This is a genomic window from Pseudomonas sp. B21-023, from assembly GCF_024749165.1.
Lineage (GTDB): Bacteria > Pseudomonadota > Gammaproteobacteria > Pseudomonadales > Pseudomonadaceae > Aquipseudomonas.
The window spans coordinates 3,085,804-3,111,004 of the sequence record NZ_CP087190.1; the positions used below are offsets into that span (position 1 = coordinate 3,085,804).

26 protein-coding genes are annotated in these 25,201 nt (G+C 63.7%); 13 read left to right on the top strand and 13 right to left on the bottom strand.

Going from position 1 to position 25,201, the window contains the following annotated elements; translation table 11 throughout:
- The first annotated feature begins 88 nt into the window (after positions 1 to 88).
- A complete protein-coding gene (locus LOY42_RS13840; protein ID WP_258597967.1) occupies positions 89 to 4,720 on the top strand; it encodes an NEL-type E3 ubiquitin ligase domain-containing protein in 4,632 nt (1,543 codons plus the stop codon).
- Positions 4,721 to 4,722: 2 nt separating this feature from the next.
- Here the strand turns inward: LOY42_RS13840 and LOY42_RS13845 are convergent, their stop codons facing one another.
- Positions 4,723 to 7,227, bottom strand: a complete 2,505-nt coding sequence (locus tag LOY42_RS13845; protein WP_258597969.1) for a UvrD-helicase domain-containing protein — start codon at positions 7,225 to 7,227, stop codon at positions 4,723 to 4,725.
- Positions 7,228 to 7,414: 187 nt separating this feature from the next.
- Here LOY42_RS13845 and LOY42_RS13850 point away from each other — a divergent pair, with 187 nt between their 5' ends.
- From LOY42_RS13850 to LOY42_RS13860, 3 genes are all read left to right on the top strand, one after another.
- Positions 7,415 to 8,113: a pirin family protein gene (locus LOY42_RS13850; RefSeq protein ID WP_102684252.1), complete on the top strand. Its 699-nt coding sequence runs from the start codon at positions 7,415 to 7,417 to the stop codon at positions 8,111 to 8,113.
- Between the two features lie 159 nt (positions 8,114 to 8,272).
- Complete coding sequence (locus LOY42_RS13855; protein ID WP_232968082.1) at positions 8,273 to 8,965, top strand: hypothetical protein; 693 nt, start codon at positions 8,273 to 8,275, stop codon at positions 8,963 to 8,965.
- A gap of 238 nt (positions 8,966 to 9,203) precedes the next feature.
- Positions 9,204 to 10,160, top strand: coding sequence for an AraC family transcriptional regulator (locus LOY42_RS13860; RefSeq protein ID WP_258597971.1), 957 nt, complete (start codon positions 9,204 to 9,206; stop codon positions 10,158 to 10,160).
- Positions 10,161 to 10,199: 39 nt separating this feature from the next.
- Here LOY42_RS13860 and LOY42_RS13865 read toward each other — a convergent pair whose 3' ends face one another.
- A complete protein-coding gene (locus LOY42_RS13865; RefSeq protein ID WP_198755051.1) occupies positions 10,200 to 10,661 on the bottom strand; it encodes a sterol desaturase family protein in 462 nt (153 codons plus the stop codon).
- Between the two features lie 73 nt (positions 10,662 to 10,734).
- On the opposite strand from LOY42_RS13865, the gene LOY42_RS13870 reads away from it, so the two are divergent.
- On the top strand, positions 10,735 to 11,505 hold the full coding sequence (locus tag LOY42_RS13870) for a class I SAM-dependent methyltransferase (protein WP_198755050.1): 771 nt from the start codon (positions 10,735 to 10,737) through the stop codon (positions 11,503 to 11,505).
- A 338-nt stretch (positions 11,506 to 11,843) separates the two neighbouring features.
- Positions 11,844 to 12,563, top strand: coding sequence for an MgtC/SapB family protein (locus LOY42_RS13875; protein WP_258597974.1), 720 nt, complete (start codon positions 11,844 to 11,846; stop codon positions 12,561 to 12,563).
- Between the two features lie 138 nt (positions 12,564 to 12,701).
- On the opposite strand, the gene dksA is transcribed toward LOY42_RS13875, so the two are convergent.
- The 3 genes from dksA to LOY42_RS13890 all read right to left on the bottom strand — a co-directional run bounded on the left by dksA (position 12,702) and on the right by LOY42_RS13890 (position 15,099).
- On the bottom strand, positions 12,702 to 13,109 hold the full coding sequence (gene dksA / locus LOY42_RS13880; RefSeq protein WP_102684247.1) for an RNA polymerase-binding protein DksA: 408 nt from the start codon (positions 13,107 to 13,109) through the stop codon (positions 12,702 to 12,704).
- Positions 13,110 to 13,198: 89 nt separating this feature from the next.
- Complete coding sequence (locus LOY42_RS13885) at positions 13,199 to 14,536, bottom strand: dihydroorotase (RefSeq protein WP_258597975.1); 1,338 nt, start codon at positions 14,534 to 14,536, stop codon at positions 13,199 to 13,201.
- Positions 14,537 to 14,538: 2 nt separating this feature from the next.
- Positions 14,539 to 15,099, bottom strand: coding sequence for a carbonate dehydratase (locus LOY42_RS13890; RefSeq protein ID WP_102684245.1), 561 nt, complete (start codon positions 15,097 to 15,099; stop codon positions 14,539 to 14,541).
- A gap of 133 nt (positions 15,100 to 15,232) precedes the next feature.
- Here LOY42_RS13890 and LOY42_RS13895 point away from each other — a divergent pair, with 133 nt between their 5' ends.
- Positions 15,233 to 15,748: a GNAT family N-acetyltransferase gene (locus tag LOY42_RS13895; protein WP_198755047.1), complete on the top strand. Its 516-nt coding sequence runs from the start codon at positions 15,233 to 15,235 to the stop codon at positions 15,746 to 15,748.
- A 28-nt stretch (positions 15,749 to 15,776) separates the two neighbouring features.
- Here the strand turns inward: LOY42_RS13895 and ppk2 are convergent, their stop codons facing one another.
- Complete coding sequence (ppk2, locus tag LOY42_RS13900) at positions 15,777 to 16,586, bottom strand: polyphosphate kinase 2 (RefSeq protein ID WP_258597977.1); 810 nt, start codon at positions 16,584 to 16,586, stop codon at positions 15,777 to 15,779.
- A gap of 241 nt (positions 16,587 to 16,827) precedes the next feature.
- Between ppk2 and LOY42_RS13905 the strand changes: the two genes are divergently transcribed.
- The 3 genes from LOY42_RS13905 to LOY42_RS13915 all read left to right on the top strand — a co-directional run bounded on the left by LOY42_RS13905 (position 16,828) and on the right by LOY42_RS13915 (position 18,432).
- Positions 16,828 to 17,460, top strand: coding sequence for a hypothetical protein (locus LOY42_RS13905; protein ID WP_258597978.1), 633 nt, complete (start codon positions 16,828 to 16,830; stop codon positions 17,458 to 17,460).
- A gap of 97 nt (positions 17,461 to 17,557) precedes the next feature.
- Positions 17,558 to 17,758 (top strand): hypothetical protein, encoded by a 201-nt coding sequence (locus LOY42_RS13910; RefSeq protein WP_258597980.1) that lies wholly within the window; start codon positions 17,558 to 17,560, stop codon positions 17,756 to 17,758.
- An 86-nt stretch (positions 17,759 to 17,844) separates the two neighbouring features.
- Positions 17,845 to 18,432, top strand: coding sequence for a LysE family translocator (locus LOY42_RS13915; RefSeq protein ID WP_258597982.1), 588 nt, complete (start codon positions 17,845 to 17,847; stop codon positions 18,430 to 18,432).
- Positions 18,433 to 18,470: 38 nt separating this feature from the next.
- Here the strand turns inward: LOY42_RS13915 and LOY42_RS13920 are convergent, their stop codons facing one another.
- Positions 18,471 to 19,247: an AraC family transcriptional regulator gene (locus LOY42_RS13920; RefSeq protein ID WP_258597984.1), complete on the bottom strand. Its 777-nt coding sequence runs from the start codon at positions 19,245 to 19,247 to the stop codon at positions 18,471 to 18,473.
- A gap of 10 nt (positions 19,248 to 19,257) precedes the next feature.
- Positions 19,258 to 19,800, bottom strand: coding sequence for a helix-turn-helix domain-containing protein (locus tag LOY42_RS13925; RefSeq protein ID WP_038706211.1), 543 nt, complete (start codon positions 19,798 to 19,800; stop codon positions 19,258 to 19,260).
- A gap of 154 nt (positions 19,801 to 19,954) precedes the next feature.
- Here LOY42_RS13925 and LOY42_RS13930 point away from each other — a divergent pair, with 154 nt between their 5' ends.
- The 3 genes from LOY42_RS13930 to LOY42_RS13940 all read left to right on the top strand — a co-directional run bounded on the left by LOY42_RS13930 (position 19,955) and on the right by LOY42_RS13940 (position 22,344).
- Positions 19,955 to 20,737 (top strand): aldolase, encoded by a 783-nt coding sequence (locus LOY42_RS13930; protein ID WP_110701327.1) that lies wholly within the window; start codon positions 19,955 to 19,957, stop codon positions 20,735 to 20,737.
- Between the two features lie 33 nt (positions 20,738 to 20,770).
- On the top strand, positions 20,771 to 21,661 hold the full coding sequence (locus LOY42_RS13935) for a dihydrodipicolinate synthase family protein (protein WP_198755040.1): 891 nt from the start codon (positions 20,771 to 20,773) through the stop codon (positions 21,659 to 21,661).
- Positions 21,662 to 21,786: 125 nt separating this feature from the next.
- Complete coding sequence (locus LOY42_RS13940; protein WP_258597986.1) at positions 21,787 to 22,344, top strand: RNA 2'-phosphotransferase; 558 nt, start codon at positions 21,787 to 21,789, stop codon at positions 22,342 to 22,344.
- Between the two features lie 54 nt (positions 22,345 to 22,398).
- Here LOY42_RS13940 and LOY42_RS13945 read toward each other — a convergent pair whose 3' ends face one another.
- The 5 genes from LOY42_RS13945 to LOY42_RS26645 all read right to left on the bottom strand — a co-directional run bounded on the left by LOY42_RS13945 (position 22,399) and on the right by LOY42_RS26645 (position 24,987).
- Positions 22,399 to 22,671 (bottom strand): DUF3077 domain-containing protein, encoded by a 273-nt coding sequence (locus LOY42_RS13945; RefSeq protein ID WP_258597987.1) that lies wholly within the window; start codon positions 22,669 to 22,671, stop codon positions 22,399 to 22,401.
- Positions 22,672 to 22,698: 27 nt separating this feature from the next.
- Complete coding sequence (locus LOY42_RS13950; RefSeq protein ID WP_258597988.1) at positions 22,699 to 22,962, bottom strand: hypothetical protein; 264 nt, start codon at positions 22,960 to 22,962, stop codon at positions 22,699 to 22,701.
- 387 nt (positions 22,963 to 23,349) lie between these two features.
- On the bottom strand, positions 23,350 to 23,778 hold the full coding sequence (locus LOY42_RS13955) for an Imm42 family immunity protein (RefSeq protein ID WP_408981055.1): 429 nt from the start codon (positions 23,776 to 23,778) through the stop codon (positions 23,350 to 23,352).
- A 326-nt stretch (positions 23,779 to 24,104) separates the two neighbouring features.
- Positions 24,105 to 24,830 carry a hypothetical protein gene (locus LOY42_RS13960; RefSeq protein ID WP_258597990.1) on the bottom strand — a complete coding sequence of 242 codons (726 nt, stop codon included), beginning with the start codon at positions 24,828 to 24,830 and terminating at the stop codon, positions 24,105 to 24,107.
- The gene (locus tag LOY42_RS26645) at positions 24,736 to 24,987 is read right to left on the bottom strand and encodes an HNH/endonuclease VII fold putative polymorphic toxin (protein ID WP_408981056.1); all 252 of its coding nucleotides are present in this window, start codon (positions 24,985 to 24,987) and stop codon (positions 24,736 to 24,738) included. The genes LOY42_RS13960 and LOY42_RS26645 overlap by 95 nt, the downstream gene beginning before the upstream one ends.
- Positions 24,988 to 25,201 lie beyond the last annotated feature (214 nt).

Consider the following 25,201-nt stretch of genomic DNA (forward strand, 5'->3'; position numbering starts at 1 on the left):
ATTGCCCTGGTGGCGGCGACAATCATGTACAGCCCCACGCGCCACCACCTGCCCTTGAATGGCCGCTCCCATCTTTTGGAATGTGACCATGCACCACAGCGAACCGCCCTACCACCAGCAACAGATCCTGCGCAGCCTGCCGGGCTGGACCAGACACTTGCACCCCCACCACGCCAGTCGACTGCTGCGGCGCGCCCACCGCGAGCATGTCGAGCAGGACGGGCAAATCGCCCCCTGGTTCGCCCAGGCCTCGGCCGCCCGGCGGGCCGAGCTGCGCCAGGCCATCAAGCAGCGCACGACGAGCCATCAGGCGCTGGCCAAGGCACTACAAGGTTTGCGCGGCATCACCGAGTTCTGCGAGCCGCTGCTGCAGGCACGGCTGGGCATTCAGGTGGCGCTGACGCAGGCCCAGTTCAGGCATCAGCCATTCACGTCGAGCCTGGGCGGTGAATTCCCCGACCCGGACGCTTCCCATCATGTCCCCCGTACACCGGCCTCGATCGAGGAACCTGCCGGCACAGCCAGCCTCACCAGCCTGCTCGAGGCGGCCCTGCACAATTTTGAAGGCATGACCGAGGTCGGCCCTTTCAGCACCCTGCAAGTCAGTGTCGACGACAGCAGGGCACTACCCGGCCTGAGCACCACTGCGTTTGTCACCCACTGCCGTGCACTCGACCTGGGTCGGCGCTATCAGGAGCACCTGCAGGATATCTACGGCGGCCAGCGTGAAGCGCTGTTACGCGCCCTGTGGGGCCAGGCTCGGCGCGATGAGCTCACAGTACAGGCGCTGATCGCGCGAATGCGCGGACTCCTGACAGACGACGGCCTCCAGTCCCTGCAACAGCTGTGTAGCACGGGCTCGATACCATGCTACCGAGGAGCACCGGCCAAAGTAGCGGTCTTGCGCATGCTGGACATCCAGCTGCACGATCTGTTGCTGTTGACATCCACCAGGCAGTCCACGCCATCGTGCATCGCCTACCTGCCTTTCGACGACGCGCAACCAGTGCAGGAGTTCAACAACCTGCTGGCCTTCGGCAGGTACCTGCGCCGCCGCTTGCTGGAACCCGCCTACCGCGAACGCTTCCTGGAGCATGTCGCCCTGAAGGACCGCCCGCAAATGGCGAGCAAGCTCAAGGCCAGACTGTTCGAAGCCACCGCAGGTGGCTTGAGCCCGCTGGAAACACCGTCCCCCGCCTTCGCCGAAACCGAGCCCGGCACACATCCCTGGCAAGGGTTGCAGGCCACCCTTTCGCGACAGGAGCAGGATACGCCCCGTCCCACCCGCTTCCCGGCACTGGCGATCCATGTGGTCGCGGTCGCCTTTCCGGTATGGCCCAAGCTGTTCAATGACCATGTCCAACGCCTGCAGGAGGACGCGCGCCGCGTCGCGGTGCCAACGGCGGACATCGATGCCAAGGCCAGGCGTGAGCGCCTGGCATTGTGGGGCGAGCGTGGCCTCACCCTGCTCGGGGTGGCGGCCATGTTCGTCCCCGGCCTGGACGTTGCCATGCTAGCCGTGGGTGCGGGCCAGGTCATGGCGAGCATTTTCCACGGTTTCGAATCCTGGTCTGAAGGTGACAACGCCGAAGCGGTGAACCAGGTCGAGTCGCTGCTGGTCAACCTGGGCAGCGTGGCCGCCATTGCCGGTGTTACCAAGCTGGCCAAGGCCTCCGGCTTTGTCGACTGGATGCAAAGTGTCTGGCTGGATGGCGAGAAGCTGCTATGGCACCCCCAGCTCGAGCAGTACCGCAGCCCAGTCGAGTTGCCGGCGGACCTGCAGCCGGACGAGCAAGGCATCTTCCGCCATGACGACCGGCATTTCGTCGACCTGGACAATACGCTTCACGAGATTCGCCAAGACCCTGAGGGGCACTGGCATGTTGTGCACCCGGCCGACCCACGGGCCTATCAGCCACGGCTGCACGGCAATGGCAGAGGGGCCTGGCGCATGGCGCACGAGCGGCCACAGGACTGGGGGCGGGTCAAGCTGATGCGCCGGCTAGGCCCGCTTGCCAACGGCTTGACCGATGAGGAGCTGATTGCAGTACTCGACAGTACCGACCTGGAACGCGGTGTGCTCGAGCAGGTCCACGTCGATGGCCGGCGCCCTCCCGCGCTGCTTGAGGACGCCATTCGGCGCATCAAGGCCGACCGCATCCATCTCGATCCAGCCACGCCAGCTTCCGCTCCGGCGCTGATGATCGGGCGCGCGTTCCCCGGCCTGCCCAGTCAAGCACTCGAAGAGCTGGTGGGCGCGGCCAACAGCGCCGAACGGCAAGCCCTGAACAGCGGACGGGTTCCTCTGCGACTGGCCGAAGAGGCGCGACTGATGCAAGCCCGGGTCCGACTGGACCGGGCGATTCTGGGCTTGTACCGCCCCGGCCTGGCCAATGACGACAGCCGGCTCATCAGCGATAGCCTGTTGGCCGCACACCCACAATGGACGCCCGAACAGCGCTATCACGCCGCACTGGCCAACCGCACGGCGACCGCACGCCTGCTCGGCCAGCAACCTGTACGGCCGGGCTGGCGCTCACCCTTGCGCCTGAGCGAAGGGCGATACGGATATCCCCTTAGCCCCGGTTTATTCGCCTCACGGGCAGAGCGCGAGCTGCATGCCCTGTATCCGGGGATGAACGGTCGCGAGGTCCGCCAGTTGCTGGCCACTTTGCGTGTCCGGGGAAGTGTGACCGAACAGATACAGGCACTGCGCACCCAACTGTCCTCGCTGCGCGACCAGCTTCACGCCTGGGCTACCAGAGGCGCCCACGACTGGGGTGAGGAAGTCGGTGCTTATTACACCAGGACCGCCGACCAACTCGTTCGGGCCTGGCAACGCCTGGACGGCGACATGCTGAGCCTTTCGAATGTCGCCCTCGACGCCCTGCCGACACTCACGGCACGCTTCGACCACATCACCACGCTGTCGCTGGAGAATCTCAATGTGATCGAGATGCCCGCCGACTTCCTCCAGGCCTTCCCATCGCTCAGGCGGGTGGATGTACGAAACAGCCCCCAGTTGAGCGCCAGTTCGGTCCTCCAGGCATTGCGCAACGCCCCACAGTTGCGGGAACTGCGCTTGAGCGGCACCAGCCTGGGCGCGCTACCCGCCGCGGCCCATGAAGTGCTGCCCACCTTGCACGGCCTGCGTAGCCTGGAATTGCCACATCACCGCTTGACGCTCACCGTGCAAGACGTGCGAATGCTCACCGGCCTGCCGCTGGAAACCCTGGACTTGCGAGCCAATCGTATTGCGCTGGACGCCGACACGGCGAATACGTTCAGTTCGATGCGAACACTGCGCCACCTGCACCTGAGCGACAACCCCCTTGCCATAAGTCCTAACCTGACCGGCCTGGACAACCTCGCCACCTTGCGTCTGGACAACAGCCGACTGCGCTTGTGGCCCACTGGGTTGAGCGACCTGATGCAGCGTAGCCCCTGCATGTTGCGGGTGGTGGACCTGAGCATGAACAGCATCGAACAGGTGCCGGGGCTGCCCGCGCTCTTGTCATCACCCTACCTGGGCGAACTGCTGGCCAGGCGTGCGCAGTATCGCTGGCGGTTCGATTACAATCCGCTGGACGAGACTACCCGCGAAAGCCTGCAGATTGTCGGCGCTTCGGTCGGACAACGTGTCGAGGGCCTCGACGCCACCGCTCCACCAGTGCGAATTGACTGGCTGCAAAGCGCCAGCCAGCAACAGCGGGCAACCTGGGGGGCGCTGTTCGACACGGGCGGCAACACCAACCTGCGCCAAATCGTCGAACAGGCGGGCATGTCGGCCAGTGCCCGTCGCCAGCCCCGAGCATTTGCCCGACAAGTATGGACACTGCTCGAGCGCGCAAGCGCCAGTACCCGACTGCGCGCACGCCTGGACGAAGTGGCCGGCGAGTTCCCGGTGAGCTGTGGCGATGCCGGGGCCGATGGTTTCGGCACCTTGCAAATCGAAGTGATGGCCTATGATGAAGCCGCAGGCGCAGAGGTAGCCACGCCACCGCTGTTCCAGTTCTTCCGCCGCCTGTTCCGCCGCGACCAGGTGAACAGGCTGGCCCAGGAGGTGTTCAACGCCCGCGTGGCCCGGCGCAATGCCCTGCACGCACTGGATGCCTGGGCCACCCGGCCGCTGGCCGAGCGCGGCGCCAGACCCGTGCTGCCGCCCCTGCATCACGTCGACACATTGTCCGACGACGTGCTGCACAATGGTCTTGGTGAAGGACTGGACCTGATCGAGATCCGCCTGGCCCTGCGCAGCGGCCTGGCCAGCCGGCTGGACTTCCCCGACCCCCAGCAGGCCATGTTGTACCGGCACACGGCTGAAATTTCCGCGAGGACCGAGGAAGCGGTGCACGATGAGGTCGATGCCCGGGACCATGACGCCGGGGCACGCCGCCAGTGGATCGCCCGGCAACCGAGCTGGCGGCGCCTGCTGCGCCGGGAACACAGTGCCCATTTCGAGGTGCTCAGAAAGCGCTGGGACGCAGGCCTGGACTACCTCGACGGCAACGACCTCGACGGCCCGCTCGAGCCGCCGGTGATCGAAGCGCTGACCCAGGCCCTGGGCCGCAGCCCGTTGGCCGAGGATGGCCAGCCCCTGCGCGAGCCCATTTCCAGCGACCGCTACGTCGCGGGCATGAACCGCATGGCACTGGGCCTGGAACAGGACGAAGACGCCCTCTATCTGCGCCTGACCCGCCGCCGCGACCCCAACAACTGAGCCTACTGGCCGCGCAGGTCTTCGAAGAAGGCCTGCCGCCCCTGTACCTGGCTTGACGCACGCGGCTGCGCGGCAGCCTCGCCGCTGGCTCGTTCCACGTGCCAGTAACAGTGCCGAACCGCACGCGTCACCGCCACGTAGGCAAGGCGCTGCACTTCTTCCTTCTGCGCCGTATCGAACGCCTGGGCGTCCCCTGGCTTGCCCAAGCCGGCCAGGCGATACGCCTGGTTCTTGTAGGGCGAGCTGGTCAGGTAGTGGCAATCGCCGAGCATGAACACCGCATCTGCTTGCAGTCCCTTGGCGCTGTGATAGGTCAGCTGACGCAGGCGGCGCTGGCCGGGCGGCAAGCTATAATCAACTTTAACTATTGGCAATAAATACTTTTCAATCAATAACTTATCGCTGGATTTTCGAAACAGCATCATGACCGTTTCACCCCGCTGATAATGCTCGATCACGGTTTCAGCCAGTGCCGCCTCGTCCCGATCGAAAACCTTCACCGGCGACAACGGCAGCTCGGCTGCCAGCCCGCTGGCCCTGGCCTTCTTGCCGGTGATGGCCGGCGCGCCTTTGACCAGATGCTCGGCGGCCTCGATGATGTACTGCTGGCTGCGGTAGTTCTCCACCAGCATCACCCGCGTGTTGGCCGGTGACGGGAAGGCCTTGGTGAACTCCATGAAGTACTTCGGCGAGCTGCCGCGCCAACCATAGATCGACTGCCAGTCATCGCCCACGCACATCAGCGATGAATGTTGCGCCACCCGCCCGCTGTGCATGGCCGGCCCACGGCGGCGGATTTCGGCGAGGCAGGCACGCAGCCAGCTGACGATCTGCGGCGAGACGTCCTGGAACTCGTCGATCATCAGGTGAGCCATTGGGCGCAGCAAGGGGGCGGGCAGCAACCCGAGGTTCTCCGGGTTGTTCTCGCCGAACAGGGCGAACATGCGGTTGTAGGTCATCACCGGCGGCGACTGCGCCAACAGGTGTGCTTCCAGTGCCTTCCAGAACAGCGCGAGGGCCTCGAAGAATGCCGCGTCGCTATCGCCAGAAGGGAAGCTCATGGCGGCCACGGCGTTGTTGACGTCCAGGCCGAGGTTCTCGATGAAGCTCGCAGCGGTGACGAAGGCGTCGAGCAACGGCGCCGGGGCCAGCTCGCCCTTGACCTTGTACTCGAAGCCCGGGCCGGCCACGGCATCCCCCGCCAAGGACGTTGCAAGCCGTTTTGCCGAAGAGTAATTATCAAGCCATATCAATGGCTTATCACAGAAAGCTTGAAACAGGGTGCGCTTTACCGCCCATTCCGCGCGCACCGCCAGCTTGGCGCCCGGGCGCTGGTACTGGGCGCTTTCGGACGGGTCGAAACCCAGCACCACCCAGGCGTCCAGCCCTTCCAGGCGGCCATGGACATGAAAGCGGCTGCCGCGGATCTGCACCGTATCGCGGCAGGGTTCGATACCCTTGATCGGCCAGGCACCGGCGGCGAACCACAGGTCCTCGATCACATCGCACAGTTCCTCGTCGCGCTGGGCGGCCAGCTGGGTGACCTGCACACGCTTGTGCACATCCGGATGATCCGGGTCCATCGGCTTGAGCAGCAGTGCTTCCTGGCGCAACGCGCCGACCAGCTGGGCAAACCGCGGGCTCTGGCCCAGCAGCTCGCTGTAGCACTGGTTGAGCTGCTGACGCTGGGCATCGTTCAGGCGCAGGTCGAACGGGTTGCTGTCAGCGTTTGCCTCGCCGCCTGCGGGCATCTCGTTGCCCAGGGTCTCGAACGCCCGCACCTGGGCGAAGCCTGGCAAGCTGCGCACCAACGGCAGGATGCGTGAATGAAAAGTGCGCACCAGCTCCCGCCCCTGGGCAGGCGACAGCTCGAGCTGCCACAGGGCAAACACCTGCAGCAGGCGCTGGATGAAGTCACGGCGCGACTCGCGGGTGAAGGTCACCACGGTCAGGGCATCGAGCTCGAAGCCCAGGTAGTGACGCAGCAGCAGGATGCGCAGCACCAGCGAGGTCGACTTGCCGGCCCCGGCGCCGGCCACGACGCAGGTCGAGGGTGTGTCGCTGAAGATCAGCTTCCATTGCGCCGCGCTCGGTTGCGCCTCGGCAGGCAGACGCCTGGCGACATCAGCCTTGAAGCGCTTTTTCAGCTCGGCGGTCAGCGGCAGGCGCCAGTCGTCGAACAGGTTGTCGTCCTGCCCGGGTACACCGGCATTCTCCGGGCGGGCATCGCGGATCACCAGAACCTGGCGCCCAGCCTCGAATCCAGCGACCCGACCCTGCTCGTAGCCCTCACGCAAGCCATCGGCATGGCCGTTGCGCTGCCCCGTGGCGTGGCCGAGGAACCAGGAATCGCGGTGCTGCGCCTGCAGGCGTGACAGGCCCCGCCCCAACAGGCGGGCGGCCAGGCGGCGCAGCCAGGGCAACTGGGCGGGAGGGGTCAGGTCGGCCGGGGCCCGGGGATGCTCGTGCGGCACGGTCACTCCATTGAAAATCAGAACAGCCGGCATGTTCGCCTCATCCGCGTAAAAGTGCCAGCGAATGCTTATGGATCATGGGATTAGGCGATGAACCGCATGCGAAGTCGCATAATTAAATATCGTATTTATAGATACTTAAGAGCCGATATTTACGCTTTTTATCGATACTTAAGATGCGCATCATGGCCTCATTCCACCGAATCAGAGGAACACCACCATGCTGCAACTACGGCCCTTCGAAAGCCTTGGCCACGCCAACCACGGCTGGCTCGACGCCCATCATCATTTCTCCTTCGCCGAGTACCATGACCCGGCACGCATGCACTGGGGCAACCTGCGCGTGTGGAACGACGACCTGATCGCCGCCGGCGCAGGCTTCCCACCGCACCCGCACCGTGACATGGAGATCATCACCTACGTTCGCGAAGGCGCCATCACCCATCAGGACAGTCTGGGCAACAAGGGCCGAACCGAAGCCGGCGATGTGCAAGTCATGAGCGCTGGCAGCGGCATTGTCCACAGCGAGTACAACCTGGAGAAGGTCGACACGCGGATCTTCCAGATCTGGATCATCCCGGAAAAGGTCGGTGACGCGCCCTCCTGGGGTACCCGCCCGTTCCCCAAGGGTGAACGTGGCGAGGGCTTCGTGACCCTGGCCAGTGGCCGCGAAGGCGATGACGACAGCCTGCGCATCCGCACCGACGCCCGCCTGGTGGCCGCGACTCTGCGCGCCGGTGAAAGCGCCGAGTACCGCCTCGATGAGGGCCGTCGCGGCTACCTGGTGCCGGCCAAGGGACGGATCGAGGTGAACGGCTTGCAAGCCAAGGCCCGTGATGGCGTGGCGATCGAGCAGGAGACGCGGCTCAAGGTGACAGCATTGGAAGACAGCGAAATCGTGCTGGTCGATGTAGCCTGATCGACCTTGGCCGGTTTGCCGGCGCAGGCCGCTATCGCACTTTTTCGCGTTTGTGCGCTCTATGCATGGCCAGGCCCCACCGATCCCCGGCGGGACCGACTTTTCCAACCGGTGCCGATGGCCGTACGAAGACGCCTTCCATTTCCTCGCCGACTGCTGATGGCCGGCAGCCTGGCCTGTCTGGTCGCCTGCACCCAGCAGCAGGGCCGCGACATGCTCACCCAGTTCAGCAACGGCAAGCCCGACGAGCTGTTCCAGACCAGTGTCGACCGCATGGCCACCCTGGCCATGCGCGACAACCTGCAAAGCCTGTACCTGCTGATGAACAAGCTGTACCTGCGCAACCCCAACCAGTGGCGACAATCGGGTTACCTCGACGCCACCACCGCGGCGCGGCAGATCCGCATCGCCATCGAGCAGCGCCAGCCCCTGGCGCAGTTGGGCGAGCGCCGCGACCTGGCGGCCTTGAGCTACGCCCTGAGCCCGGAGTTTCGCGGAGACCGGGTGGGTGCGTTCATTTACGCCATTGGCAGCATGCTGGTCACCGCCCACGGTGGGCGCACCGAGTTCTACATGACCGACACCCTCGACCCGTTGTTCATCCACAATGCCGCGCGCAACATCGAGAAGGCCACCTGGATGCTCGGCCAGCGCCAGGATGCCAATGGGGTGCTCCTGCTGTTTTCCAACGAAATTTCCGAACAAGGCAGCAACCTCAGCTTCGCCGTGGAGTTCGGCAAGGTCGTCGCCCGTCTCGACCTGCTGTCGCAGATGCTTGACGAGCGTTATCGGCGGATCGGCCTGAATTACGCGCAAAGCCTGCTGTTGATGAATTTCCTGCCGGTGCAATGAGCCGCGTCCGCTAATCGCACAAGCCAGCCCGAGGCGGCATCCGCTGTTCGCCCGGCGCTTGTCGGGCCGCATTGCCCCGGTCCCGGCTTATTGCATACTGTGGAAGCTGGCAGCCAACCTTCGCCTGCCTCTACGTGCGCCCGGTGGCTGGCCAGAATGACCGTGAACGACCGCTTGCGCAGCCTCCGGGCCGCAGCGAACGGCGCCCAGAACAATAACGATGGCGAGTGCCTTGCCCATGGAAAGCCGCCTGCTGAGCGAGCAAAGCTGCGTGTTCCACCACGCCGACCCCTATGCCGTGTCCGCCTATGTGAACCACCATGTAGGGCAGCACCATATCGGCCTGTCCCGCACCACCCATCCCCAGGCAAGCCTCAGTCACCGCAAGTTCGCCGAGCTGGACCTGTGCCGCCTCAGCTACGGGGGCAGCGTGCGGGTCACCTCACCCGCGCTGGAGACCCTCTACCACCTGCAGGTGCTGCTCAGCGGCAATTGCCTGTGGCGCGGCCCCCAACGCGAGCATCACCTGCTGCCGGGCGAGCTGTTGCTGATCAACCCGGACGACCCCGTGGACCTGACCTACTCCGAGGATTGCGAGAAGTTTATCCTCAAGGTCCCGGCCAGCCTGCTCGACAGCGTCTGCGACGAGCAGCGCTGGCAGCGGCCCAGCGGCGGCGTGCGCTTTTTGCGCAACCACTATCGGCTGGACGAGCTGGGCGGGTTCCTCAACCTGCTGGGCATGGTCTGCAACGAGGCCGAGGCAAGCGGCTCGCTGCCTCGGGTACAGAGGCACTACAGCCAGATCGTGGCCAGCAAGCTACTGACCCAGATGACCACCAACGTGGGCATGGAAACACTGAGTGGCCCAGGCGCGGGGCTGGAGCGGATCCTGGACTATGTGGAGCGCAACCTGATGCTGGACATGACCGCCGAGACCCTGGCCGAACAGGCGAACATGAGCGTTCGCTCGCTGTATGCATTGTTCGATCGTCACCTGAACACCACCCCCCGGCAGCACATCCGGCAACGCAAGCTGGAGCGCGTGCGCGCCTGCCTGAGCGACCCGAGCTGCACGGTGCGCAGCGTGACCGAACTGGCCCTGGACCATGGCTTCATGCACCTGGGGCGGTTTTCCGAACGCTATCGCCAACAGTTCGGAGAGTTGCCGTCGCAGACCCTCAAGCGGCGCGGTTGAGCCGTATTCGGCCTAACTGGCGAATGAGGCGCAGAGTCATCAGCTCCGTCGCCGTTTCAGTTGCTGCTTCAACACCCGCAACGGCGGCGCATAGAAGAACCCGAACGACACGCTGCCCTGGCGGCCCTTCACCGCATGGTGCAGGCGATGGGCCCGGTACAGGCGCTTGAGGTAGCGATTGACCGGTTTCGGCGCCCGCGGCCAGTGCCGGTGAAACACCCCATCATGGGCCAGCACGTAGGCCAGCCCATAGCCCGCCACGCCGCCACCGACCCATTGCAGCGGCGCGTGCCCGGCCTTGCCCAGCGTCATCAGGGCAGCGGCGATCAGCCCGAGCGCCAGCAGGTAGAGGTCGTTGGTTTCCAGCATGCCCAGTTGCGGCTCGTGGTGCGAGCGGTGCAGCCACCAGCCCCAGCCGTGCATGACGTACTTGTGGGCCAGCGTGCCGACGCCCTCCATGGCCACCAGGGTGCCGAACAGCACGGCGAGATTGAACAACATGTATCGGTCCGGGGGGTTGGCAACGAAATGCGCAAGCGTACCATTGCCGCCAGGTCATTCAGAGGGATTTTCCATGAAGGATGTACACGCCTCGGCCAGCACCGGCTACACCCGCCAGTCGGACAACTATGAGCAAGGTCGGCCGGACTACCCCGTCGCCTTGCAGGACTGGTTACGCGACACCCTGGGCATCGGCGCCGGGACCCCGGTGCTCGACCTGGGCGCCGGCACCGGCAAGTTCACCCGTCTGCTCAGCGCACTGGCACCACACCTGACCGCTGTGGAACCAGTGCCCGCCATGCGCGCACGCTTCCACAAACGGCTGCCCGACATCCCCGTGCTCGAGGGCACCGCACAGCACATACCGCTGGCCGAGGCCAGCCAGCAGGTGCTGGTCTGCGCCCAGGCCTTCCACTGGTTCGCCGATGCCGCCGCCCTGGAGGAGATGCACCGGGTGCTGGCCCCCGGCGGCCGTCTGGGTCTGATCTGGAACGTGCGCGACGAAACAGTGGACTGGGTGGCGCGGATCACCGAAATCATCACCCCCTACGAGGGCGACACGCCACGTTTTCACACCGGGCGCTGGCGCGAAGCCCTCGCAGGCAGCCGCTTCAGCACTCCGCAACTGACCACCCTGCCCCATGTCCATGAGGGTGACCCACAGACCGTGATCCTCGAACGCCTGCGCTCGGTGAGCTTCATCGCCGCCCTGCCCCAGGCCGAACAAGACGAGGTCATGGGCCAGTTGCAAAGCCTGATCGACAACCATCCGGACCTCAGGGGCCGTGAGCGCATCGCCTTCCCTTACCGCACCCAGGCCTACGTCTGCCAGCGCCTGCCGTAACAGGATTGTCATGATTCATGCCTTGACCCCGCGCGGGTCGAGGCGTATGGTCCGCCGCGCATTCAAGCATCCCTCACCCAGGAGACCCCTGCATTGGACAGTAGCCCCAGTCGATTGCGACAGGCCCACACGGCGAGCTAGTCCGGCAGCGTTCCTGCCACTGTCTCGCCGTACTCGGTAGACGGTGGTTTCCTTCGGCCCTCCCCGGCTGAACATTCCTCCTTGCTTCCCAGCCCTGCCACCCGGCATGGCGCGTGGTCCTGCGCATTCCTCGTTTGCAATCGCGCCGTCTCAAGTCGGCGCCCATGCGGGCCAGCGCCCGCAGAACGGAGTTCGCTATGGATTGGAAAATCTTCCTGCTGCGCGTCAGCGTGGCCCTGCTGCTCGGTGCCCTGATCGGCGCCGAGCGTCAACTGCGCCAGCGCCTGACGGGCCTGCGCACCAACGCCTTGGTCAGCACCGGCGCCTGCCTGTTCGTGTTGATGACCCAGGCAGTACCGGGCATGGCGCCCACCGATGCCTCGCGCATCGCCGCCTATGTGGTGTCGGGCATCGGCTTTCTCGGCGGCGGCGTGATCATGCGCGACGGCTTCAACGTGCGTGGCCTGAACACCGCCGCCACCCTCTGGTGCACCGCCGCGATCGGCGTGCTGTGCAGCCTCGGGTTGTTGCTGGAGGCGTCGCTGGGCAGCCTGGTGGTGCTGTGCGCCAACATCCTGCTGCGCGACCTCGCCCAGCGCCTCGACCGCCAGGACGTGCTGCCGGCCAGCGAGGTCGAGCAGCGCTACGAGGTGCGCATCGTCTGCCGCGCCGAGGACGAAATCCAGGTACGCAGCCTGATGCTGCACAGCCTAAGCGACCCGGGCCTGCGCCTGCAGTCGCTGCACAGCGAGGACCTGTCCGACCCGGCACGCCTGGAAGTACGCGCCGAACTGCTCGGCACGCCCCAGGCGCCGACCCAGCTGGAGCGCTTGGTCGGCCGGGTGAGCCTGGAGAAAGGCGTCAGCTCGGTGCGCTGGCAGTTGCAGCTGCAGGCTCAGGGCCTGAACATCGATTAGGGTCTGTACGAAATGTGTCTGCGCGACGGCCAGACAAGGCGAAACGGGGGGAGGAAGCGCAGTGTACTGGAGTACATGAGCATTCCGAGCCCCGTTTCAACGCAGTATGGGCGAGTGCAGATACATGTCGTACAGGGCCTAGACGCTGTCGCGCACATGCCGCTCGCGCAGCTCCTGGCGCTCCTTGGCCTCGACGCACAAGGTCGCGGTGGGCCGCAGCAGCAGGCGGCGCAGGCCAATCGGCTCGCCGGTTTCCTCACACCAGCCGTAGTCGCCCCGGGCCAGGCGCTCCAGCGCCTGGTCGATCTTGTCGAGCAGCTTCTTTTCCCGCTCCAGCGAGCGCAGTTGCCAGTGGCGCTCTTCTTCGGCGCTGCCGATGTCGGCCGGGTCGCTGTGCACTTCCTGCTCGCGCAGGGCGCGGAACTCCTGTTCGATACGGCCCTGCAGCTCGCCGCGCTGGGCCAGCAGCAAGTTACGGAAGAATTGCCGCTGCGGTTCGTTCATGTAGGCGGCGGCAGGTTGTTGCAACAATTGCTCTTCAGTCATGGCAAGGTTCCGAAATGCTGGGGGCGCGTCGCGCCCCTTTCGCTGGCAAGCCAGCTCCCACAGGGGCTGCGCAGCGGCCCCTGGCCCAATCAACGGTCGAACATCAAGGGCAGTCCCTGGCACGGGTCGCGCACCTGGCCCTGGTGCCAGGCCAGTTGCCCCGACACCACCGTGGTACGTACCACATGGTGAAAAGCGCGCTGCTGGAACGGCGTCCAGCCGCAGCGCGCCAGGATCGGGTCGTCCGCCACGGCCCGTGGCCTGGCCAGACGCTCGACGATGGCGAAGTCTGCCCAGTACCCCTCGCGCAGAAAACCGCGTTCGCGAATGGCGAACAGCTCGGCCACCGCGTGGCTGGTCTTGGTCACCACCTGGGCCATGCTCAGCACTCCTTCGCTGACCAGTTCCAGCGCCGCCGGGAGGGCATGCTGCACCAGCGGCAGGCCTGACGGTGCGCGTGCATACACCCGCCGTTTCTCTTCCAGCGTATGCGGCGCGTGGTCGGTACCGATCACATCGATACGGTCACGGGCCAGGGCCTTGCGCAAGGCGTCACGGTCGGTGCCAGTCTTGATCGCCGGGTTGCACTTGATCAGATGGCCGAGGCTGGCGTAGTCGCTGTCGTCGAACAGCAGGTGGTGCAAGCACACCTCAGCAGTGATGCGCTTGCCGCTCACCGGGCCGGGCGTGAACAACGCCAGCTCGCGTACAGTGGTCAGATGCAGCACATGCAGGCGCGTGCCAAAACGCCGGGCCAGTTGCACGGCCAGGCTCGAGGAACGGTAGCAGGCATCGGCATCGCGGATCAGCGGGTGCGCGGCCGGGGGGATGAACTCGCCGTGGCGCGCCCGCCACCAAGCCTCGTTCTGCAGAATGCTCGGCGTGTCTTCGCAATGGGCCAGGACGATGGTCGGCGCATAGATGAAGAGTTTTTCCAGCACCTGCGGATCGTCCACCAGCATGTCGCCAGTGGACGCGCCCATGAACACCTTGATCCCGGCCACTTCGCGGGGGTCGAGGGCGGCAATGGTGTCGAGGTTGTCGCGGCTAACGCCGAAATGAAAGCCATAGTTGGCCCGTGAGCCCGCAGCCGCCCGGCGCTTCTTGTCGGCCAGCGCCTCCAGGGTCAACGTGGGCGGGTTGGTGTTGGGCATGTCCATGAAACTGGTGATACCCCCGGCCACCGCTGCCCGCGACTCGCTGGCGATGCAGCCCTTGTGCGGCGCCCCCGGCTCGCGAAAGTGCACCTGGTCGTCGATCATCCCCGGCAGCAGCCAAGCTCCCTTGGCATCAATCTCCAGTGCCGCCCGGGCGTTGTCGAGGCTGCCGGCGATCCGTTCTATGCGCCCATGGCGCACCAGCAGATCGGCTTCGAATTCACGCCCCTCGTTGACCAGTCGCGCATTGCGCACCAATAGCGTGTCCATGCTCAGAACTCGTTCTGCAAGGCCTTGTAGCCCTGGACCAGGTCGATATTGGTGCGCGCCACGTCCTCGGAAAACTCCGAGGCCGATACGCTGACCGGCGGGTAGCGCTCCAGGTCGGTATGCGGACCGATGTGCTCGGTGGGCGGCACGTAAAAGCGTGGCGGCAAGTCGCGGCCGTCGACCACCGAGTTGTGCCGCACCACGCTGCCATCACCGACCTTGCAGTTGAACAGCACGCTGTTGAAGCCGATGAACACCCGGTCGCCGACTTCGCACGGGCCGTGGACGATGGAGCGATGGGCGATCGAGCTGTACTGGCCGATGCGCACCGCCGCGCCGGACTTGGAATGGATCACCACGCCATCCTGGATATTGGAATTGGCGCCGATGACGATCGGCTGCATGTCGCCGTCGGCGTCCACCTCGTCGGCGCGGATCACCGCGTAGGGGCCGACGAACACGTTGTCGTGGATGATCACCTTGCCGCAGATGATGGCGGTGTGGTCGATATAGGCCGATTCGGCGATTTGCGGGAGATGGCCGGAGGGGTTTCTGCGGATCACGATGAGGTCCTGCCTGTGAGGAAGATCGCAAATGTTACGTTATAACAATTACATTGCAACACCTTCCCGCGTCGATCTGGCAAACTGCGTCTTCTTGCGCAGCGACGCCACGCCCACAGGTCTTGTCTCCACCATGCTTGTCCGCCTCACCCGCATCGAGGATGTTCCCTTGCTCCCGGCCCTGGAACGCTCCGCCGCCCAGGCATTCCGGCAATTGCCGCACCTCGCCTGGCTGGCCGACAGCGACGTGATGGATGAAACCCAGCACCTGGCATTCGTGAGCGAAGGTTGCAGCTGGGTCGCCGCGGATGATCAGGGCCAGGCACTGGGTTTTCTCTGCGCCAGCGTTGCCGACGACGCCTTGCACATCCATGAGCTGTCCGTGCGGCAAGAGGCCCAGGGCCAAGGCCTGGGCCGGCGCCTGCTGGACCAGGCACGGGATGCCGCCCGCCACAAGGGCCTGGCCTGGCTGACCCTGACCACCTTCGACGATGTCCCCTGGAATGCCCCGTTCTATCAGCGCTACGGCTTCGAACGTCTGGCGGTGCGACAGCTGGATCATCGCCTGCAGACGATCATCTCCAGCGAGCTGGCCCACGGCCTGACCGATCGCTGTGCCATGCGCTTGGCCATTACCTGCGGCCCCTAGACACTGCCGATTTGACTTCGCATTGGCATCAGAACCGCTGCGCGACCATCTTGAACGGATACGGCTGCGCCTTGTACTTGCCGATCTTGCCGCGCTTGGGCAGCGTCACCTTGTGCTCCCGGCTGAGGTCCTTGTAAGGGATCTGCTGCAACAGGTGGCTGATGATATTCAGCCGCGCCTTGCGCTTGTCCTCGGAGCGCGCCATGTACCACGGCGCCCAGGAAGTATCGGAGGCGGCAAACATGTCGTCGCGGGCGCGGGTGTAGGCGTCCCAGCGGTTGTAGGACTTGACGTCCATCGGCGACAGCTTCCACAGCTTGCGCCCGTCGCTGATGCGGTCCTGTAGCCGACGGGCCTGCTCTTCGGCACTGACCTCGAGCCAGTACTTGATGAGGATGATCCCCGACTCGACCATCATCCGCTCGAACATCGGCACCACGGTGAGGAACTTGTGGGCCTGCTCTTCGGTGCAGAAGCCCATCACCCGCTCCACGCCGGCGCGGTTGTACCAACTGCGGTCGAAGATCACCACCTCGCCGGCCGCCGGCAGGTGGGTCAGGTAGCGCTGGGCGTACATCTGGGTCTTCTCGCGCTCGGTCGGCGCCGGCAGCGCCACCACACGGAACACCCGCGGGCTGACGCGCTCGGTGATGGCCTTGATGGTGCCACCCTTGCCCGCACCGTCGCGGCCTTCGAAGACGATGCACACCTTCAGGCCCTTCTCCACCACCCACTGCTGGAGTTTGACCAGCTCCACATGCAGGCGCTTGAGTTCCGCCTCGTAGGTCTTGCGTCCAAGCTTCTCGTCGACCTCACCCTTGCGCTTGCCCTTGGCCATTGCCTGCTCCTCTCTGCCCGCTTCAGGTCGCCCCGACGGCGCCGGGGCGGAACCAGCAGAGTATGGCTGAACACCCACCGTTTGCCGGTTGGCCGCCAGTCGGTGCCAGAGGCAGGCTTTGCCAAACAGCGCACAGCACGGGCGATATGTCGTCGTGCCACGATTGCGGCCGCTCTGGCGCGCGGGTTCTAATCCTGCCCTGCGCTCCACCCAGCAATTGGCAATACAAGGAAGCCTTACAATGGACAGGAAGATCATACCGCTGGCGTTGCTGGCGACCCTGGTCGGCTGCTCGGACAACCAGCAGCCCCGTGAAGCCGACCTGCGCCAGGCTGCCCAAGCCTACCTCGACAGCCAGTACCCGCACTGTTTCGTGATCAGTGCCTTCCCCACCCGCACCCGTGACTTCGACGTCGAAGGGACCAACCAGGCGTTGCATGCCCTGGCCCGGGTCGGCGTGGTCAGCGAACGGGAGGTTGCCCGTACCGAAGTCCCTGAGCGGCTGTGGCAGCCGGCACGCACCGACATCTACTACGCCTACGACCTCACCGACGAAGGCCGCCGCTACTACAAGGCCGATGCAAGGCGCAAAGCGAACGGCGCCAGCACCGGCGGGCTGTGCTTCGGCAAGGCCCAGGTCACCGCCATCAACAGCGTCGGCAAGCCTACCGAACATGATGGGCGCAAGCAGTCGCAGGTGAGCTACAGCTACCAGGTGAACGAACTGCCGAGCTGGGCCAGCGACGCGGCGGTCCAGGCCGGCATCGCAGGCCTCGGCCAGGCAGCCGCCAGTGTCGCCAAGCCGCTGGAGGAAACCCGCGCCATGGTGCTCACGGAACAAGGTTGGGTCCACGAGCAACTGCTGACCAACTGATCGCGGTGTTAATCCTGGGGAAATCCGCGCACGCCATCCTTGCCTCAACCCGGCCGCCTGGCGGCCGTTTTTAGGTCAATCGATGGAGACCCCAGTGATGAAAACCCTAACCTGTGCACTCGCCCTGCTGGCAACGATCTCGGCCACCTCGGCCTTTGCCGAAGGCGGTGCCGACCGCCTCAAGGAACGCAGCGACCAATGGGCGCTGCAACGCCAGCAGACCGAGCAGATCGCCAAGGGTGACGCCCAGTCACCCGCCCAGCAGCCCCAGGACAGCGCCAACACCCCCTCCAGCTGATAGGCCCCATGGGCATTTTTGTTCAATACCCGCGCCGCAGCATCGGGCAGGATAGCCGCACTATCCTCGCCATAAGGAAACGCCCGATGAGCCTGACACTGTCCATGGCGGCCTTCGCCCTCGCCGCCTCCATCTCCCCCGGCCCGGTCAACATCGTCGCCCTCGGCAGCGGCGCGCGCCATGGCCTGCGGGCCAGCATCGGGCATGCGGCCGGTGCCACCCTGGGTTTCTGCCTGCTGCTGGTGCTGGTCGGGCTGGGCGTGCATGAGCTGCTGCTGCGCTGGCCGTTGCTGGGGCAGCTGTTGCATTGGGGCGGGGTGTTGTTCCTGCTGTACATGGCATGGAAGCTGGCCAGCGACGATGGCGCGCTGGGCGCCGAGGATGGCCAGCGGGCGCCAAGCGCCTGGCACGGCGCGGCCATGCAGTGGCTGAGCCCCAAGGCCTGGCTGGCGGCCGTGGCCGGCATCGGCGCCTATACCGGCGGCGAGCAACAGCTGTTGTGGCTGTTCACCTGGATCTACGGGCCGATCTGTTTCGTCTCCGTGGCCAGTTGGGCCTGGGCCGGCAGCGTGATCCGCCAGTATCTGGCCGAGCCGTGGCGGATGCGTCTGCTCAATCGGGTGCTGGCGGGGTTGCTGGTGGCGAGCGCGGTGTACCTGATGGTAGGAGGTTGACAGTTCGTGCCCTATCGCGGGGCAAGCCCACGTGCTTTTCAGGCGTTGCGATAGTGCCCCGGCGTGGTCGCCAGGTACCGTTTGAAAGCCCTCTGCAGATGCGCCTGGTCGGCAAAGCCGGCTTCCAGCGCCACCTCGGCGATGGCCCTGCCTGCGCGCAACTGCGCCCGGGCATGCTGCACCCGCTGGTCGAGCAGGTAGGCGTGCGGCGATAGCCCGAAGCGCTTGCCGAATGCGCGGGTCAGGTAGGCCCGTGACAAGCCCGCCGCAGCACAGATGTCCTCCAGGGTCAGCGGATCCAGACGGTGGGTGCGAATGAACGCGGCGGCCATTTCCAGGCGTGGATGCGCCTGTGGGTGACGCGCCGCGCCGCCCTCGAGATAACCTGGCAGCTCTGTGAAGAACGTCGCCAGCCGCTCGGCCTTGTCCAGCGCCTCGCTGTCGAGCAGCCCGGCGAACAGGTCGAGCAACCGCCCGTACAGCGCAGTCGACGTGCTCAATGTCGCTGCCGGCAGTTCGAACCCTCGAGCCTGCAGCCACGGCAAATCAACGAACAGCATCAGGTAGGACCAAGGTTCGCCCTGGAGGGGGTTGCAGGTGTGTACCACCCCTGGATTCATGAGCACCGTGGTCCCCACGGTCACCTCATGCCGTGCATCACCGGTCAGGTAAGTGCTGCGCCCGCCGGTGATCACGCCGATGGAAAAGCTCGCGTGGGAATGCGCGGTGTAGCACACCTGGCGGCCATCCCCGACCAGACGGGCCTCGACGAAGGGCAATGCCGGATCACGCCAGAACCGCGAGACCTCGATCATCGCCCCACCCTCACCCTTCGCCGCCCTGCACCACCACCAGCAACTGCGCCTGGCGCTCGCCGACCGAACGCAGGCGGTGCGGGGTCTGGGCATTGAAATGCAAGGCGTCGCCGGCCTCCAGCAGCACCCGCTCGCTCATGAAGTCGACCTCCACCTGCCCCTCGTGGACGAACAGGAACTCCTCACCCTCGTGTTCCTTGAAGGTCGGGTCGCTGAACTCGGTCGGCGGCTGGATCAGAAACGGCAACAGGCTGCGCTGGCCGACCTGCGAGGTCAGCACCGCATAGCCCGGCCCCTCGCCACCGCCCACCAGCGCCTGGCGCTCGCCGCGGCGCACCAGGCTGTAGCGCGCCTGGCCGTCATGCTCGCCGTCGAACAGCTCTTCGACATTGACGTTCAACGCCCGCGCCAGCTTCAGCGCCGCGGCGATCGACGGCGTGTTGAGGCCACGCTCGACCTTGGACAGGTAGCTCTTGGTCATGCCGGACTTCTCGGCCAGCTGCTCAAGGGTGATGCCCAGTTTCTTTCTCAGCAGTTTCAGTCGGATAGACATGTGAAGCGGGTTTCCCGAACAAACGCACTTGCGCATGACACTTTGTGTCATATAGGATTATTTGTGTCACCTGATGGTTCGCCCCCTCACCGTCCAAAGCTCGGGGGCGAGCCAGCCCTGACATCCGTCATCACGCCACAGAGGAAAGATCCCCATGGCCAATACCCTTACCCTCAGCAAAGACCAGCTGGTGCAAAAGGCACTGACACAGATGCAAGGCTCGCTTGCCGATAATACGTGGACTGTGCGCGAAAAGCTGGCCCTGACCTGCCGAATTCTCTTCGATAACGGCCACGACTCGGGCCTGGCCGGGCAGATCAGCGCCCGTGGCGCGCAACCGGGCACTTTCTATACCCAACAACTGGGCCTGGGCTTCGACGAAATCACCGCCGGCAACCTGCTGCTGGTCAACGAAGACCTCGAAGTGCTGGAGGGCGAAGGCATGCCCAATCCGGCCAACCGCTTCCACAGCTGGGTGTACCGCGCCCGCCCCGACGTCAACTGCATCATCCACACCCACCCTACCCACGTCGCCGCGCTGTCGATGCTGGAAGTGCCGCTGCAGGTCTCGCATATGGACCTCTGCCCGCTGTACGAAGACTGCGCATTCCTCGAAGCCTGGCCGGGCGTGCCGGTGGGTAACGAGGAAGGCGAGATCATCAGCGCCGCCCTGGGCGACAAGCGCGCCATCCTGCTCTCGCACCACGGCCAGCTGTCCACCGGCACCAGCATCGAGCAGGCCTGCGTCTACGCCCAACTGATCGAGCGCGCCGCGCGCCTGCAACTGCTGGCGATGGCCGCCGGCACCATCAAGCCAATCGCCCCGGAGCTGGGCCGCGACGCCCACGACTGGATCGACCGGCCCAAGCGCCACGGCGCCGCCTTCAACTACTACGCCCGGCAGGCCCTGCGCAGCCACGCCGATTGCCTGAACTGATCCCTTTACGCCTTGCTTGCGGAGCCTTGCACAATGACTAATCAATTCCACGGCATCATCGGCTACACCATCACCCCGTTCAGCGCCGACGGCGAACAGCTCGACCTGCCCGCGCTGGGCCAGTCCATCGACCGCCTGATCGCAGGCGGCGCCCACGCCATCGCCCCGCTGGGCAGCACCGGCGAAGGTGCTTATCTGAGCGACAGCGAATGGCAGCAGGTCGCCCAGTACAGCCTGGAGCGCATTGCCAAGCGCGTGCCGAGCATCGTCAGCGTCTCCGACCTGACCACCGCCGGCGCCGTGCGCCGCGCCCGCTTCGCCCAGCAGCACGGCGCCGACGCGGTAATGGTGCTGCCGGCCGCGTACTGGAAGCTCAGCGAAGCCGAGATCCTCCAGCACTACCGCGCCATTGGCGCGGCCATCGACATCCCGATCATGCTCTACAACAACCCGGCTACCAGCGGCACCGACATGCCGGTGGAGCTGATCCTGCGCATCGTGCGCGAGGTGGACAACGTGACCATGGTCAAGGAGAGCACTGGCGACATCCAGCGCATGCACAAGCTGCAGCTGCTCGGCGAGGGCCAGGTGCCGTTCTACAACGGCTGCAACCCGCTGGCGCTGGAAGCCTTCGTGGCCGGTGCCACGGGCTGGTGCACGGCGGCGGCCAACCTGATTCCCGAACTGAACCTGCGGCTGTACCAGGCGGTGCAGAGCGGTGAGCTGGAACAGGCCAAGGCGCTGTTCTACCGCCAGCTGCCGTTGCTCGACTTCATTCTCAAGGGCGGCTTGCCGGCGACCATCAAGGCTGGCCTTGAGATGACCGGGCTACCGGTAGGCGAGCCACGGCGGCCGGTGTTCGGGCTGGATGCCGAGGGCCGCGACAAACTGAAGACGCTACTCGACGCTTTGCGTCAGGGTTGATGTAACAAACGCACCTGTGGAAGTTCGCTTCCACAGGTCATTGCACACACTTGAGAACCCCACCCCAAACCCGGAGAATGCCCCCCGACCCAAACGACCAGAAGACATGGAAAAGGACCTTTCCAGTGAACCAGAAACAACGCGACACCCTCAGCAAGTTCCTCAGCTACGTACTGCGCCACGCACCCGAATCCATCGACCTGTCCCTCGACCGCGACGGCTGGGCCGATGTCGATGCGCTGATCCACGGCGCCGGCAGGCAAGGCCATGCCTTCGACCTGCACGCCCTGCGTGAAGTGGTCGAGACCAATGACAAGCGCCGTTTCACCCTCTCCGACGATGGCCGCCTCATCCGCGCCGCCCAAGGCCACAGCAGCAACCAGGTCGAAGTGCGACACGTCGCCAAGGCGCCACCCTCCCTGCTCTATCACGGCACCGCCAGCCGCTTCCTGGCCTCCATCGAAGCCCAGGGCCTGATCCCGGGCAGCCGTCATCATGTGCACCTGAGCGAGGACCCGCAAACCGCGTTGGCGGTGGGCAAGCGATATGGTCAGCCAGTGCTGCTCACGGTCGATACCCAGGCCATGTGCGCAGCGGGAGCAGTGTTCTATCAAGCGGATAACGGTGTCTGGCTGGTAGACCAGGTGCCGCCGGCATATCTGTCACGCCAGGCAGAAGAATAAGCCGGCAGGAGCGGCCTTGCGCCGCACCTGCCGGCGGACGCGAAAATCCTTAGGCTAATGCGCCATCCCCAGCTCCGCATCATCCATCAGCGCCTTGGCCAGGGCACTGAGGTAGTGCGCGGCCCAGACCATTCGCGGGTCTTCATCCATCACCCCGACCAAGGTCAGGTGCCGCACGTAGTCCATCAGCTCCGACGCCTGTCCGCGGGCATGCTGGCAAGGGATGCCAGGCTCGATGCAGAACAGCGGCTGGGCATCCTTGCCCTCACCCTGGTAGAAACGGGTCTTGCCCGGCGTGAGCTGGCTCTTGCCATCGTCTGTGGTCATGATCGATCTCCCTGAAAACGTCGTCGGCTAGTGCAGCGTGCGGGGCTCGCTCGGCGCCTTAGCCGAGTGCTGCACCTGGGTCAGGGCGGATTCGAGCAACGTGCGCACCGCCTCCATCTCGTGGGCGGCCGCCAGCATCAGTATCGCGCCGGGTGACCGGGGCTTGAGCTGCACGGCCTGGTTGGCCACCGTGAGGGCGCAGAAGGCGTACTCGATGGCGCGTACCAAGGTGTCTTCGAGGAAGTGGGCGTGGTCTTGGGGGGAAGGTGGATCGGGGACAATCTTCAGCATGCTCGTACTCCAACAATGGTTGAGGGTTGAGCTGTCAGCTGAGCTGCTGTCAAACAGTCGGGTGGCAGCTGTACGCGGGTTGACAGACCGAGATTGTTGGCACTCGGCGCACACTAGGTGCCCACACGTACAGCCGCCATTGAGCGAATGCACACGAGGACAACAATCGACGGTCTGTCAAAACCGGCCACTGAATTGGCAGCGGCTGGCCGAGATTAGAAGCCGAAGTAGCCTGGGGCAAGGGCTGAAAGGCGGTAAAAGCATGCTTCGGAAATGGACTACAAGGAATAAGGAAATTCCGATTCTTATCCTTGCTCCAGATGCAAAAAAACCAGAACGGCGAGGCTGTCACAGCAAAGTTGCCTGAGAAGCTGTCTCGATTGAGCGCTACAACCTACACGCTTTAAGCTGTTCGATGACAGCAGCCACGGTACCTGTCTCAAGCTTTAAACCCTCGACTGTATGGCCATCATCCCGTGACCAAACCAGTCGATCGCCATCCCGTTCCATTTTGAAATACAGCATGAAACCAGAATCTTCAGCTTCAGTAGCCGAAAAGTCCGCGATGCCTGGTAGCAAATCGCCTATCTCCCCCGAAAAGTAGGCCCTGGCATTGTCGAAAACTTCTCGATCCTCATAGATTAGATCCGCAGTAGAGTCAGGCAATCGGATGCCGGAGAAGAAACTCAGCGCTGAACGCAGTTCCAACGCTTCTACAGCATCATAAATACGCACTCCACCGGCATACACGCAAAGCAAACCATTTTTCCAACTGTCACCCTGCACATTCCAAGCGCCAACGACCTGGAACTGCACGGCGAACCTATCCGGATCACCTGCAATCACTTGACTTTCACTCCCAAAAGTTTCTGTATATCCGTTGGAAAAAGGGGACACAATGGAAAAAGGGGACTGGAAAAAGGGGACAGATTTATTTTCTACACTCTAATTTTGACGCCACCAGCTTCCAGCTCGTGGCTTCCTCACCGATACTTTAAGCAACGGGCTTCAACGTCGTCTTGGCCATGCAAAGACAGAAATTAGAGTAGAAAAATAAATCTGTCCCCTTTTTGCAATACGAAGTCAGAATATTTTCAAATTGATCGCTGTCTGTTGGCCGATAAGTAGGCGCAAACCATACCCTATGGCAGGCTTTTAAAGTGTCTTAACAAAATCAGGCGATGCCAGTAGTAAAACTCCCCGTGCCACGTCATCAAAAAAACCAACACGCACCAGAACCGCCCCTCCTTTGACAAAAATAGGGAAAACGAACCAAGATCAGCCTCCACACTACCGTGGAAGGTCGAAATCTGACAATCGTCGAACCCAACACCTTTCGGCAGAAAAAACACGTACGAATTGCTTTCCGCCTCCATCAGACGCACGACAGACTTTAGAGAGGAAGTGGGAAAGCGTAAAGCCCCGATAAACGTCACCCCCTCCTCCGTGACCATCATACTCTCCTTAACATCCTGTCCATCAGCAACTTGAAGAGCACGATGCTTGACACTTCCCCAGAGCCCACGATACCTCACCACTCGAGTATCGGGCTGCACACAAGAAGTGGCCAAACATAACCAAAAATCATGTTCTGGAAAGCGCTCACTCAACATGGAACACACATAATCGAATGCACAAGATAAACCCACCACCCTTTCATCTTGAACAACATAGCTTGCTGCTGCAACCGGCACGTCCAAACTCAAGCCAAGGCCCGAATAATGATAAACATCATTGTCTTTGAAAATATTCAAAACCGTCGATTGAACGACATCAGTAGTCATAATGGTTACCTGGTTCGTCATTGAAATGCGCTCCTCGATTTTGTGCGTTGCCCTCTCCAAAATCGTGCCCTTTAGCGTCATCACGTATCGTTACCTTTCGGTATCCCCCGCCAGACTGTGGCACCTCAAACTCATAAACCAGGCCAGGTTGGACTTTCCCACGCCGGTCAACATTCAACGTTACCTTACTCGGTTGTTGACTCGTCGAAAAAGCGAAAAATGGGAAAGATTGATTTTCCACACTCTAATTTTGACGCCCCGACTTCCAGCACGTAATTTCCTCACAGACACTTTAAACAACGGGCTTCAATTTCGCCCCAGCCATGCAAAGACAGAAGTTAGAGCAAGAAAATAAATCTGCCCATTTTTTCTTCCTTTTCTCTTCCTCTCTCTTATGCAAAGATAGAATTTAGAGTAGACAAATATATCTACCCCTTGCTGGTCCTTTGCTGTTA